Annotated in this window: 11 protein-coding genes and 1 pseudogene; 2 read left to right on the top strand and 10 right to left on the bottom strand. The window is 63.4% G+C overall.

The features are described from left to right. Positions 1-72: 72 nt before the first annotated feature. The 3 genes and pseudogenes from CYJ10_RS04725 to CYJ10_RS04715 form a co-directional block, all read right to left on the bottom strand. A complete protein-coding gene (locus CYJ10_RS04725) occupies positions 73-513 on the bottom strand; it encodes a GNAT family N-acetyltransferase (protein WP_101680350.1) in 441 nt (146 codons plus the stop codon). A 298-nt stretch (positions 514-811) separates the two neighbouring features. Next, a pseudogene (locus CYJ10_RS04720) lies at positions 812-1,570 on the bottom strand (radical SAM protein); the annotation flags it as partial. A 69-nt stretch (positions 1,571-1,639) separates the two neighbouring features. Beyond that, complete coding sequence (locus CYJ10_RS04715; RefSeq protein ID WP_101680349.1) at positions 1,640-2,155, bottom strand: Lrp/AsnC ligand binding domain-containing protein; 516 nt, start codon at positions 2,153-2,155, stop codon at positions 1,640-1,642. Positions 2,156-2,264: 109 nt separating this feature from the next. On the opposite strand from CYJ10_RS04715, the gene CYJ10_RS04710 reads away from it, so the two are divergent. After that, on the top strand, positions 2,265-3,569 hold the full coding sequence (locus CYJ10_RS04710; RefSeq protein WP_101680348.1) for a D-amino acid dehydrogenase: 1,305 nt from the start codon (positions 2,265-2,267) through the stop codon (positions 3,567-3,569). Between the two features lie 75 nt (positions 3,570-3,644). On the opposite strand, the gene CYJ10_RS04705 is transcribed toward CYJ10_RS04710, so the two are convergent. The 7 genes from CYJ10_RS04705 to CYJ10_RS04675 form a co-directional block, all read right to left on the bottom strand. Next, complete coding sequence (locus CYJ10_RS04705; protein ID WP_101680347.1) at positions 3,645-5,429, bottom strand: acyl-CoA dehydrogenase; 1,785 nt, start codon at positions 5,427-5,429, stop codon at positions 3,645-3,647. Between the two features lie 117 nt (positions 5,430-5,546). Then, positions 5,547-6,482 (bottom strand): electron transfer flavoprotein subunit alpha/FixB family protein, encoded by a 936-nt coding sequence (locus CYJ10_RS04700; RefSeq protein ID WP_101680346.1) that lies wholly within the window; start codon positions 6,480-6,482, stop codon positions 5,547-5,549. 18 nt (positions 6,483-6,500) lie between these two features. Beyond that, complete coding sequence (locus CYJ10_RS04695; protein ID WP_101680345.1) at positions 6,501-7,250, bottom strand: electron transfer flavoprotein subunit beta/FixA family protein; 750 nt, start codon at positions 7,248-7,250, stop codon at positions 6,501-6,503. 209 nt (positions 7,251-7,459) lie between these two features. Next, positions 7,460-8,254 (bottom strand): MetQ/NlpA family ABC transporter substrate-binding protein, encoded by a 795-nt coding sequence (locus CYJ10_RS04690; RefSeq protein WP_101680344.1) that lies wholly within the window; start codon positions 8,252-8,254, stop codon positions 7,460-7,462. A 43-nt stretch (positions 8,255-8,297) separates the two neighbouring features. Continuing rightward, a complete protein-coding gene (locus CYJ10_RS04685; protein ID WP_101680343.1) occupies positions 8,298-8,951 on the bottom strand; it encodes a methionine ABC transporter permease in 654 nt (217 codons plus the stop codon). Then, complete coding sequence (locus CYJ10_RS04680; RefSeq protein WP_101680342.1) at positions 8,941-9,975, bottom strand: methionine ABC transporter ATP-binding protein; 1,035 nt, start codon at positions 9,973-9,975, stop codon at positions 8,941-8,943. The genes CYJ10_RS04685 and CYJ10_RS04680 overlap by 11 nt, the downstream gene beginning before the upstream one ends. Before the next feature lie 171 nt (positions 9,976-10,146). Beyond that, on the bottom strand, positions 10,147-11,070 hold the full coding sequence (locus CYJ10_RS04675) for a histone deacetylase family protein (protein WP_101680341.1): 924 nt from the start codon (positions 11,068-11,070) through the stop codon (positions 10,147-10,149). A gap of 151 nt (positions 11,071-11,221) precedes the next feature. On the opposite strand from CYJ10_RS04675, the gene mltB reads away from it, so the two are divergent. Further along, a complete protein-coding gene (gene mltB, locus CYJ10_RS04670; RefSeq protein ID WP_101680340.1) occupies positions 11,222-12,328 on the top strand; it encodes a lytic murein transglycosylase B in 1,107 nt (368 codons plus the stop codon). Positions 12,329-12,470: the final 142 nt, after the last annotated feature.

Here is a 12,470-nt window from a genome sequence, read left to right as displayed (position 1 = left end):
GGCCGTTCTCAGTCGGATACCAGGTCTGCAACGGCGGTCGTCCCTGATCGACCCATAAGAGCCATCCGGTCATCAGCAGCACAGCACTTTGACATGGGTGGCCGTTTCATCTTCGATCGCCCTAAAACCCAGTCGAGAATAGAAGGCAGCGGCGGATTCAGTATCGGTTGAAAGCCGGACTTGACGGAAATGTAGCGATGCATGCTGAAGAAGCTCAAGAACGAGGGCTTCACCTATGCCGCGACGCCGAAAGACCTTTGCAACATAGAGACGACGCAGTCGCGCTGTAAAGCCGTCCATGACGTACGGGTCAACGTTCAAACCTCCGATTCCTACGAGGGTTTCGTTGTCAATGATCCCGAAGAGACACTCGCCAGGCTTGTCGAACCTGTTGGTTCCGGCGCGCCACTCGTCGATCAAGCGCCCAACAAAATTGAACCCTTGCGCTGAAGCCTCGCGCTCCAGATCATCTATTTGTGGTGGAAGGACAGTTAACCGATTGATCGAGAGCATGTTGTGTCTTCGCAGCAGGCAGAACGCAATGTTAGCGAGTCGACCGTCCGCTCGCCAGCAATTCGCAGGGCCTTGGCGAACGGCGGAAACTGGCCGGATCCCGACGCCGGATCTTCAATGACCGTTGTAAGGCTTTTGACCGGCAACACGCTGCTCAAAAGTCTGGCGCTTCAGGCCAGCACCACCGCCCTACAGGGGTATCCGTCAATGCTGTGCCGCACAATGAGTGCAGGAACATTGGCTTGGCTCTCTGCAAGTTTCGGCCGCCCCAAACGTGCAAATTTCGATTGGCGTTGACAGTGATGAACGGAATGACCGGCGCCACACTGACCCCCACCGGAATTCCGGCTTCGGTTAGCGTCCGGATCGTGCGCAGACGGCGCGACGGCGTGGCCGCCCGGGGCTCCAGCGTGCGCGCCAGGTCGGCATCCAGCGTGGTGATGGTCACGGCCGCCACCGCCAGCCGCTGGGCTGCCATCGGCGCCAGCAGGTCGATGTCGCGTTCGATCAGCGATGACTTGGTAATCAGCGCCACCGGGTGATCGGTCTCATGCAGCACTTCCAGAACGCCACGCGTGATGCGCTGCTCGCGCTCGATCGGCTGGTAGGCATCGGTATTCACGCCCAGCGCAATCGTCGCGCATCGATACGAGGGCCGGGACAACTCGTCGCGCAGCCGCTCCGCGGCATTGGCCTTGGCGTACAGCTTCGTCTCGAAATCGAGCCCCGGTGAGAGGTCCAGGTACGCGTGCGTCGGGCGGGCGAAGCAGTAAATGCAGCCATGCTCGCAGCCCCGGTAGGGATTCAGCGAGGTATCGAACGGGATATCGGGCGATGCATTGCGCGACAGGATCGACCTGGCCTGCTCGCGCGTGACCTGTGTCACAAGCCTGCGTGGCAGCGCCGCTTCGGCACCCGCCCCATCGGCGGCCGGGGATTCTTCGGGCACCACCCAGCCGTCGTCGAAGGCCTCGCGCTGATCTCGCTCGAAGCGTCCCTGCAGGTTGCTGACGGCACCGCGGCCCTTGCGGGGCGGCGGCGTGGGATTCGGGGGCATGGTCGGGTCTGGGGGCGATCAAATACTGTACAAATATACAGTATCGACGCGCAGGACCCAACCCGGATATCAAGCCGTGCCGGACGCGGCACTTTCCTTGGCGTCCACCGCAATGGCGAGCGTCTCCTTGATCTCCTCCATCACGACGTAGCTCTTCGACTGCGCGGCGCCCGGCAGTTGCAGCAGGATGTCGCCCAGCAGCCGGCGGTACTCGCCGATCTCCCGGATGCGCGCCTTGATCAGGTAATCGAAATCGCCCGACACCAGATGGCACTCCAGCACCTCGGGAATGCGCAGCACCTCGCGGCGGAACTGCTCGAACATATTCCCCGACTTGTTGTTCAGCGAGATTTCGACGAATACCAGCAGCGCGCTGCCCAGCAGGGCCGGATTCAGCCGCGCGTAGTAGCCCATGATGACGCCGTCGCGCTCCAGCCGCTTCACGCGTTCGATGCAGGGCGTGATCGTCAGTCCCACTGCCTCCGCCAGGTCTTTCATCGATATCCGACCATCGGCCTGCAGCATCCCGAGGATCTTCCGGTCCAGGCGGTCCAGCGTGCGAATCGGCTGGCGGCTTGTTCTCATGAATCTTTCCTGTTTTTGTAAGATATTCGCTAACTAACACTGCATCTAAGTCAATAGTATAGAAGCGAATTCTTCCATAGCCCTATTAGGCAGTACGGAGCCCCCGAAAATGCGCGTTCTTGTTCTTGGCAGTGGCGTGATTGGCGTCACCAGTGCGTGGTACCTGGCCCGGGCCGGTCACGAAGTGACCGTGGTGGACCGCGAAGGTGGCCCCGCGCTTGGCACCAGCTTTGCCAATGCCGGCCAGATCTCGCCGGGCTATGCGTCGCCGTGGGCCGCACCGGGTGTGCCGCGGAAGGCGATCAAGTGGATGTTTCAGGAACATGCGCCGCTGACCATCAAGCCCGATGGCTCGCTGTTCCAGTTGCAGTGGATGTGGCAAATGTTGCAGAACTGCACGGCGGACCGCTACGCCGTGAACAAGGAACGCATGGTGCGGCTGGCCGAGTACAGCCGCGATTGCATCCGCGCGCTGCGTGCCGAGACCGGCATCGCCTATGAAGGCCGCCAGCAAGGCACGCTGCAGATATTCCGTACCGATGCGCAGATGGAAGCCGCGTCGCGTGACATCGCCGTGCTGAAAGAGGCCGGCGTGCCCTACGAATTGCTCTCGCGCGACGAACTCGGCGCGAGCGAACCGGCGCTAGGCCGCGCTGGCCAAAAGCTGGCGGGTGGCTTGCGCCTGCCGAACGATGAAACCGGGGACTGCCAGCTGTTTACAGAACGGCTGGCGGCCATGGCTGCGTCGATCGGCGTGCAGTTCCAGTACAACCGGTCGATCGACGGCCTGCTGACCCAGGGCGACGCCGTGACTGGCGCCATCGTCGGCGGCGAGCCGATGCTGGCCGATGCCGTGGTGGTGGCACTGGGCAGTTGGTCCACGCCGTTCGTGAAGCCAGTGCTACCGGGGCTCTCGAACCTGCCGGTGTACCCACTCAAGGGCTTTTCGATCACGGTGCCGCTGCTCGACGCCGACAAGAGCCCGATATCGACCGTGCTCGACGAAACGTACAAGGTGGCGATCACGCGCTTCGACGATCGCATCCGCGTGGGCGGCATGGCACAGATCGTCGGTTACGACCGTTCGCTCGATCCGAACAAGCGCCGCACGCTCGAACATGTGGTCACCGACCTGTTCCCGGGCGCCGGCGATGTGAGCCGCGCCACGTTCTGGACCGGCCTGCGTCCGATGACGCCGGACGGCACGCCCGTGGTGGGCCCCGCCGGTATCCGCGGCCTTTGGCTCAACACCGGCCACGGCACCCTGGGCTGGACCATGGCTTGTGGCTCGGGCCAGCTGCTGTCCGATCTGGTATCGGGCACGCGCCCTGCGATTCGTGCCGACGATCTGTCGGTGGACCGCTATCGCAAGCAGCCGCGCACGCACCACGTGCCGCGCCCGGTGCCGGCCTGATTTCCTGCGCTGCAGAAACAAGAAGGGCGACCCGCGGGTCGCCCTTTTCGCGTTTTTACGATCCCCTGAAACGGATCAGAACTGATCGGCCGTCATGGCATTGATCGGCTCGGCGCCTTCCACGACAGCCGCGCGCAGCGACGAAGCCTGCGACAGGATGTGCTGGCCGAAGAAATGCGCGGTGGCGATCTTGGCGTCGTAGAACGCCGGATCTTCCGCGCGCTTGGCATCGGCCGCCAACATCGCGCGACCCAGTTGCCAGCCCGACAGCACGATGCCGCAGAGCTTCAGGTAAGGCACGCTGCCGGCGAACACCGCGTTCGGATCGCCCTTGGTGTTTTCGACCACGAACTGCACCACGGCCTCCAGCGACTCGCGCCCCTGCTTCAACTGCGCCTGCACGGCCTTGAACGACGCGCCGCCGTGTTTGCCCAGTTCGGCTTCGGTTTCGGCGATCTTCGCGCAGATGGCACGCGCCACGGCGCCGCCGTCGCGCACGGTCTTGCGGCCGACCAGGTCATTGGCCTGGATGGCCGTCGTGCCTTCGTAGATGGGCAGGATGCGGGCATCGCGATAGTGCTGCGCCGCGCCCGTTTCCTCGATGAAGCCCATGCCGCCGTGCACCTGCACACCCAGGCTCGTCACGTCGATCGACAGTTCGGTGCTCCAGCCCTTCACCACCGGCACCAGGAACTCGTAGAGCGCCATGTTCTGGCGGCGCACGGCTTCGTCGGGATGCTGATGCGCGACGTCGCTCGCGGCGGCGGCCACATAGGCCACGGCGCGGGCGCCTTCGATCAGCGCGCGCATGGTCATCAGCATTCGCTTGACGTCCGGATGGTGGATGATCGTCACGGCCTCGCGCGCCGACCCATCCACGGGGCGGCTCTGCACGCGGTCCTTCGCGTAGGCCACGGCCTGCTGGTAGGCGCGCTCGGAAATGGCAATCCCCTGCATGCCCACCGCGAAGCGCGCCGAGTTCATCATGATGAACATGTACTCGAGACCGCGGTTTTCCTCGCCCACCAGCGTGCCAATGGCACCGCCGTGGTCGCCGAACTGCAGCACGGCCGTGGGGCTGGCCTTGATGCCAAGCTTGTGCTCGATCGACACGCACTGCACGTCGTTGCGCTCGCCCAGCGACCCATCGGCGTTCACCTTGAACTTCGGCACGATGAACAGCGAGATGCCCTTCACGCCCTCGGGCGCCGTGGGCGTACGCGCCAGCACCAGGTGGACGATGTTGTCCGCCATGTCGTGCTCGCCATACGTAATGAAAATCTTGGTGCCGAAAACCTTGAACGTGCCGTCGCCCTGCGGCTCGGCGCGCGTGCGCACCGCGGCCAGGTCCGAACCGGCCTGCGGCTCGGTCAGGTTCATCGTGCCCGTCCACTCGCCCGAGATCAGTTTCGGCAGGAAAGTGGCCTTCTGGGCATCGCTGCCGGCCGTCAGCAGCGCCTCTATGGCGCCATCGGTCAGCAGCGGGCACAGCGCGAACGACAGGTTCGCACTGTTCAACATTTCGATGCACGGCGTCGCCACCAGCTTGGGCAGCCCCTGCCCTTCAAATTCGGACGGATGCAGCACGCCCTGCCAGCCGCCCTCGCCGAACTGGCGGAACGCGTCCTTGAAGCCGGCCGTGGTGGTCACCACGCCATCCTTCCAGCTGCTGGGGTTGAGATCGCCCGCACGGTTCAGCGGCGCCAGCACCTGTTCGTTGAACTTGGCGGCCTCTTCGAGCACGGCCTGCGCCGTATCGGGGGTTGCCTCTTCAAAGCCGGGCAACTGGCTGATCTGTTCAAGCCCTGCCAGTTCGTTCATGACGAACTGCATGTCCTTGAGTGGTGCGCGATAGGTCATCGTATGTCTCCACGATCCTGCAAAAAAGCCGCTCGCGGGAAGCTACCCGGAACGGCTTTATAGTAGTGCTGCTTGCGGCCGGTTCAATACGATGTCGAACCGGCCGGTCGGGCCGTATCAGCCCAGTGCTGCCACCAACTCAGGCACCACGGTGTTCAGGTCGCCCACGAGGCCGTAGTCCGCCACCGAGAAGATCGGGGCTTCAGCGTCCTTGTTGATCGCGACGATCACCTTGGAGTCCTTCATGCCGGCCAGATGCTGGATCGCGCCCGAGATACCGACGGCGATGTACAGCTGCGGGGCCACGATCTTGCCGGTCTGGCCCACCTGGTAGTCGTTCGGCACGAAGCCGGCATCGACTGCGGCACGCGATGCGCCCAGCGCGGCGCCGAGCTTGTCGGCCAGCGGGGTCAGCACCTTGGTGTAGTTCTCGCCCGAACCCACGCCACGACCACCGGAAACGATGATCTTGGCGGCGGTCAGTTCCGGACGGTCGCTCTTGGTCACTTCACGCGACACGAATTGCGAGATGCCCGCGTCGGCCACGGCCGGCAGCGTTTCCACGCTGGCCGAGCCACCTTCGGTGGCAGCCGGGTCGAATGCTGTGCCACGCACCGTGATCACCTTGATCTTGTCTTCCGACTTGACCGTGGCGATGGCGTTGCCGGCGTAGATCGGACGCTCGAACGTATCGGGCGAGTCGACCTTGGTGATGTCCGACAGTTGGGCCACGTCCAGCTTGGCAGCCACGCGCGGCACAATGTTCTTGCCCGAGGCGGTCGCCGGGGCAACGATGTGCGAGTAGTCGCTGGCGATGGCCAGGATCTGCTCGCCCACGTTTTCGGCCAGGCCGTCGGCAAAGTACGGTGCGTCGGCCAGCAGGACCTTCGCCACGCCGGCGATCTTCGCGGCGGCGTCGGCCGCAGCGCGGGCGTTGGAACCGGCCACCAGCACGTGGACGTCGCCGCCGCACTGGGCGGCAGCCGTCACGGCGTTCAGCGTGGCGGCCTTGATCGATTGATTGTCGTGTTCAGCAATGACAAGTGCAGTCATGTTCTATCTCCCCCGCGCTCAGATAACCTTGGCTTCCGACTTCAGCTTTTGCACCAGCGTGGCAACGTCCGGCACCATCACGCCGGCGCTGCGCTTGGCAGGCTCGACAACCTTGACGGTCTGCAGACGCGGCTTCACGTCGACGCCGAGGTCTTCCGGCTTGACGATATCCAGCGGCTTCTTCTTCGCCTTCATGATGTTCGGCAGCGTCACGTAGCGCGGCTCGTTCAGACGCAGGTCGGTGGTCACCACGGCCGGCAGCTTCACCGACAGCGTTTCCAGACCGCCATCCACTTCACGCGTCACCGATGCCTTGCCGTCGGCCACCACCACCTTCGAGGCGAACGTGGCTTGCGGCAGGCCCGCCAGCGCGGCCACCATCTGGCCGGTCTGGTTCGAGTCGTCGTCGATGGCCTGCTTGCCCAGGATCACCAGGCTCGGCTGTTCCTTGTCGATCAGCGCCTTGAGCAGCTTGGCCACGGCCAGCGGCTGCAGGTCTTCATTCGACTCCACCAGGATGCCGCGGTCGGCGCCAATGGCCATCGCGGTACGCAGGGTTTCCTGGCACTGGGCCACGCCGCACGACACGGCGATCACCTCGGTGACGACGCCGGCTTCCTTCAGGCGCACGGCCTCTTCGACGGCGATTTCGTCGAACGGGTTCATGCTCATCTTGACGTTGGCCAGGTCGACGCCCGTGCCATCCGACTTCACGCGGACCTTGACGTTGTAGTCCACCACCCGCTTGACTGCGACGAGTACTTTCATGCGCTCACTCCACTGATAGCTGATAGTTCCAAAGTTTTTGAATCGCTCGCCATTATAACCACCGGTGTGGCGACTCTCTTGTTTTCCGAACGATCGTACTATTTTATAGGCAAAGAATTGCCGGGCATAGCCGGCAATCCAAAAAATTCATCCCGATTGTGCCGCAGGATGCCCTGCAGGCGCACGGTTTGGATGAAAACTTCCAGAAATTACCAGGCGGTAATCACGGAATCCTTAAAAGTGCTTTGCACGTACTGCTTGATTTCGGGCGAGTGGTACGCCTTCACCAGCTTGGCCACCCACGGCTTGTCCTTGTCGGCGGCACGAATGGCGATCAGGTTGGCGTACGGACCCTTCGGACCTTCCGTGGCAATGGCATCGCGCGTGGGCGACAGGCCGGCCGATTCGGCATAGTTGCCGTTGATGGCGGCGGCATCCAGGTCGTCCAGCGAACGCGGCAACTGCGCGGCGTCCAGTTCCACGATCTTGATCTTCTTCGGGTTCTCGACGATGTCCAGCGGCGTGGCCTTCAGGCCGGCATCCGGACGCAGCTTGATCAGACCCTTCGACTGCAGCAGCAGCAGGCCGCGACCGCCATTCGTCGGATCGTTCGGCACACCCACGCGGGCGCCCTGCTTCAGTTGATCGAGCGACTTGATCTTCTTCGAGTAGACGCCCATCGGGAACGTCACCGTGAAGGCGATATGCGTGAACTTGTAGCCGCGATCCTTGATCTGGGCTTCCAGGTACGGCAGATGCTGGTAGCTGTTGGCATCGAGGTCGCCAGCGGCCAGCGCCGCGTTGGGCTGGATGTAGTCGCTGAATTCCACCACCTGGATGTTCAGGCCGTCCTTGGCCGCCACCTTTTTGACCTGCTCCATGATCTGGGCGTGCGGGCCACCCGTGACGCCGATCTTGATCGGCTTGTCCTGCGCAAACGCACCGGCCGACACCACCACACCCAGCGCGACGATGGCGCTCTTGATCACACTACGACGTTGCATTGCGATTTACCCCTGAGTTTCCCTGCGTAGAAATTGTGATGGATCAACGATGGCTGATACGGCGGACCAGCCAGTCGCCAAAACTCTGCACGGCCTGCACGAACACGATCAGGATCAGCACCACGGCCACCATGATCTCCGTGATGTAGCGCTGATAACCGTAGCGGATGCCCAGATCGCCGAGCCCGCCGCCACCGATGGCGCCGGCCATGGCCGAATAGCCAACCAGGCTGACGAACGTGATCGTCAAACCCGCCACGATGCCGGGCATGGCCTCGGGCAGCAGCACCTTCCAGACGATCTGGCCCGTGGTGGCGCCCATCGATTGCGCGGCTTCCACCAGGCCCTTGTCCACTTCGCGCAGCGCGGCTTCCACCAGGCGCGCGATGAACGGCACGGCGGCGATTGTCAGCGGCACGATGGCCGCCGTGGTGCCGATCGACGACCCGACGATGAAGCGCGTGAACGGGATCACAACCACCAGCAGGATGATGAACGGGATCGAGCGCACCGCATTCACGAACACGCCGATCGTCCGGTTGAACAGCGGATGCGACAGCACGCCGCCACGGTTGGTCAGGTGCAGCAGCACGCCCAGCGGCACGCCCAGCAGCGAACCGACCACGCCCGAGATGGCCACCATCAGCAGGGTTTCGCCAAACGACGACAGGAACAGGTCAAACATTTCAGACCACATGTTCGATCTCCTCCACGACTACGCCTTGCGCCTGCAGATAATCCATCGCCGCGCGCACCGAAGCCGGTTCGCCCGTGGCCATGATTGCCAGCGAGCCAAATGCCTGCCCCTGGATCTCGTCGATATGGCCATGCAGGATATTGAAGTCCAGGCCGTGCTGGCGAATGGCCTGTGCCAGCACCGGCTGGTCCACGTTCTCGCCCGTGAAAGCCAGGCGGTAGACGTGGTCGCGGCCATTGCCGAGACGGCTTTCCACACGCTTGAGCACGCTGGCCGGCAGTTCCTGCGCAATCACGTCGCCGATCATCGCGCGGGTAACCTCATGCTGCGGCCGCAGGAACACGTCGATCACCCGGCCCGATTCCACGACCTGCCCGGCCTCAAGCACGGCCACGCGATCGCAGACCTGCTTGATCACCTCCATCTGGTGCGTGATCATCACGATGGTCAGGCCCAGTTCCTTGTTGATCTGCTTGAGCAGTTCCAGGATCGAGCGCGTGGTTTCCGGATCCAGCGCGGACGTGGCTTCGTCAGACAGCAGCACCTTGGGCTTGCTGGCCAGCGCGCGGGCAATCCCCACGCGCTGTTTCTGTCCGCCGCTGATCTGGGCCGGGTAGCGGTCGCGCAGCGTCGACAGGCCCACCAGTTCCAGCAACGGCTCGACGGTCGCGGCGATCTCCTGCTTCGACTTGCCCGACAGTTCGAGCGGCAGCGCCACGTTGTCATACACGGTGCGTGACGACAGCAGGTTGAAGTGCTGGAAGATCATGCCGATCTCGCGACGCGCCTCACGCAGCGCGCCGTTGTTCAGCGCGGTGAGATCCTGGCCGTCGACGATCACGCGGCCGCTGGAAGGCCGGTTCAGCAGGTTGATGGCACGCACCAGCGTGCTCTTGCCGGCGCCGCTTCGGCCGATGATGCCGAAGATCTCGCCGGCGGCGATGGAGAGGCTGACATCACGCAGGGCATGCACTTCCCCCGACCCGCCGGGGAACCGCTGCGAGAGTCCTTGCAGTTCGATCATGAAGAGAAAAGAAAACGGCAACAGCGCGGGGTTTCTCCTGCGGTGTTGCCGGTCTTATTTTTGTGAAGCCCGCATTTTATGCGATCCGCTTCATACCTCAAACGAGATTTTTCCGATGGCTTTATGCGCTGACGTCATATAGAACGCCATATTGAGCCGCATAAGTCATATTCAGGCTTCCATCAGCACCTTGAGATGGGCAAAGACGCTACGCGCCAGCGCGCTGAGGTTATAGCCACCCTCCAGGCAACTGACGATGCGACCCTGGGCGTGGGTCTTCGCCACCTGGACCAGTTGCTGGGTGATCCAGCTGTAGTCCTGCTCGACCAGGCCCATCTGGCCCAGGTCGTCCTCGCGGTGCGCGTCGAAGCCCGCCGAAATGAAGATCATCTCCGGCTTGAACTCGTTCAGGCGCGGCAGCCAGATGGTTTCCACCACCTCGCGCACGGCCATGCCGTTCGTGTACGCCGGCAGCGGAATGTTCGACATGTTCGTCGCCATGTGCTCGGTGCCGCTGTATGGATAGAACGGATGCTGGAAGAAGCTGCACATCATGACCTGCGGGTCGTCGCGGAAGGCCGCTTCGGTACCGTTGCCGTGATGCACGTCGAAATCGACCACCGCCACGCGCGCCAGGCCGTGGGCGGCGATGGCGTGCCGGGCCGCAATGGCCACGTTGTTGAAGAAACAGAAGCCCATCGCGTGGTCGGGCTCGGCATGATGGCCGGGCGGGCGTACGCAGCAGAAGGCATTTTCGATCTGGCCTGCGATCACTGCGTCGGTGGCGGCCACGGCCGCACCGGCCGCATGGGTAGCGGCGGTGAGCGTGTGGCGGTTCATGGACGTGTCCGGGTCGATCGGGAAATAGCCGGTCGACGGACTGTTGGCGCTCAGGCTGGCAACGTAGTCGGGCCGATGCACGCGCTCGATCTGTTCTTCGGTGGCGGCCGGGGCATCGCGCCGGTCGAGCAGGCCGTCCATCCCATGCGAAATCAGGTGGTCTTCGATGGCCTGCAGGCGTTCGGGGCATTCGGGATGGAAAAATCCCATCTCGTGCAACAGGAACGACGGATGCGTGTAGTAACCCGTTGGCATTTTGGATTGTGGGTCAAGTTTGTCTCCAGCCGTTACGTTAGCACAGGACGTGCCCGGACTTGTGGCGCCGGAACTTCGTAACCAACCTCCCCGGAACGGGGTGCCGCGTATATCGCATCCGCTATACTCGGTGCGACTTGCAAAGGACATCATGACCGACCAACAGCGCTCCCTGCGCCGCCCGCTACTGGGCGCCGCACTCACCGCTGCCGCATTGGGCCTGTGCGGCGTTTCTCCAGGGCTCCTGGCCGCCGGCCGTCGCCGCGTCAGTGTCCGGGAAGAGGAAATCGAACCGGGCCGCTATCAGAATCATCCGAAGACGCGGGCGTTCATCGACGAGATGGTGGCGCGCAACGGCTTTCAGCGTGCCGAACTGGAATCGTATTTCAGCCAGGCGGTGTATTCGGCCACGGTCTCGCGGCTGATCATGCCGCCGACCACGCCGGGCAAGAAGAGCTGGCGTGCGTACCGCTCGCGCTTTATCGAGCCAATCCGCATCAATGCCGGGGTCCGCTTCTGGCAACAGAACCGCGAGACACTGCGCCGCGCCGAGGCCGAGTTCGGCGTTCCGGCATCGGTCATCGTCGGCATCATTGGCGTGGAAACGATCTACGGCCGCGACATGGGCACGTTCCGCGTGCTGGACTCCCTGTCCACGCTGGCGTTCGACTACCCCGACACACCGAATCGCGACGCCCGCACGACGCTGTTCCGCAACCAGCTGGCCGATTACCTGATCTGGTGCCGCGACACCAAGACCGACGTGTTCTCGGTACTGGGCTCGTACGCCGGCGCGGTGGGCATTCCGCAATTCATGCCGACCAGCCTGCGCGAGTACGCCATCGACTATGACGGCGACGGCCATGTCGATCTGCGCAACAGCCCCACCGACGCGATCGGCAGCGTCGGCCGTTTCCTCCAACTGCATGGCTGGGAACAAGGCCGGCCCGTTGCCTGGCGGATTGCCGGCGATGCCGGCAGCCTGGGCGTGGCCACCGCCGCGGCCGACGGCGAACCCTGGCCCACGCGCACCCTGAACCAGCTGACCAAGGCCGGATTGCGCGTGGACGAACCGATCGACGTACAGCGCGAAGGCGAAACGGGCGTATTGATTGTCGATTTGCCAACGCCGGACCAGCCGACCGAGTACATGATCGGCCTGCGCAACTTCTATGTCCTGACGCGCTACAACCGCAGCTTCTTCTATGCGCTGGCGGTGTATCAGCTGGGCGAGGCAGTCAAGGCGGCGATGGGCTGACACGAGTCTCACCGCTGTCAAGTCCTGACATAGGTTGACAGCTTTTTTGGCTGCGGCCGGCCCCTATTGGGCCAAGGCAACCGACGCCCGATGGATCTCATCGGGCGTTTTGTATTTCAGGGCCTGATGCGGCCGTTCCCGG

The sequence above is a fragment of the Cupriavidus pauculus genome, from assembly GCF_002858765.1.
In the GTDB taxonomy this organism is placed as follows: Bacteria; Pseudomonadota; Gammaproteobacteria; order Burkholderiales; family Burkholderiaceae; genus Cupriavidus; species Cupriavidus pauculus_B.
The sequence above is the reverse complement of the archived record's forward strand: the minus strand, read 5'-3'. Positions and strand labels throughout refer to the sequence as shown.

Coding starts and splice junctions, on each gene's coding strand:
- CYJ10_RS04685 (WP_101680343.1), bottom strand. CDS start 8,951: ATGTGGTCTGAAATGTTTGACCTGTTCCTGTCGTCGTTTGGCGAAACC.
- CYJ10_RS04700 (WP_101680346.1), bottom strand. CDS start 6,482: ATGACTGCACTTGTCATTGCTGAACACGACAATCAATCGATCAAGGCC.
- CYJ10_RS04675 (WP_101680341.1), bottom strand. CDS start 11,070: ATGCCAACGGGTTACTACACGCATCCGTCGTTCCTGTTGCACGAGATG.
- CYJ10_RS04725 (WP_101680350.1), bottom strand. CDS start 513: ATGCTCTCGATCAATCGGTTAACTGTCCTTCCACCACAAATAGATGAT.
- CYJ10_RS04705 (WP_101680347.1), bottom strand. CDS start 5,429: ATGACCTATCGCGCACCACTCAAGGACATGCAGTTCGTCATGAACGAA.
- CYJ10_RS04710 (WP_101680348.1), top strand. CDS start 2,265: ATGCGCGTTCTTGTTCTTGGCAGTGGCGTGATTGGCGTCACCAGTGCG.
- CYJ10_RS04715 (WP_101680349.1), bottom strand. CDS start 2,155: ATGAGAACAAGCCGCCAGCCGATTCGCACGCTGGACCGCCTGGACCGG.
- CYJ10_RS04680 (WP_101680342.1), bottom strand. CDS start 9,975: ATGATCGAACTGCAAGGACTCTCGCAGCGGTTCCCCGGCGGGTCGGGG.
- CYJ10_RS04695 (WP_101680345.1), bottom strand. CDS start 7,250: ATGAAAGTACTCGTCGCAGTCAAGCGGGTGGTGGACTACAACGTCAAG.
- mltB (WP_101680340.1), top strand. CDS start 11,222: ATGACCGACCAACAGCGCTCCCTGCGCCGCCCGCTACTGGGCGCCGCA.
- CYJ10_RS04690 (WP_101680344.1), bottom strand. CDS start 8,254: ATGCAACGTCGTAGTGTGATCAAGAGCGCCATCGTCGCGCTGGGTGTG.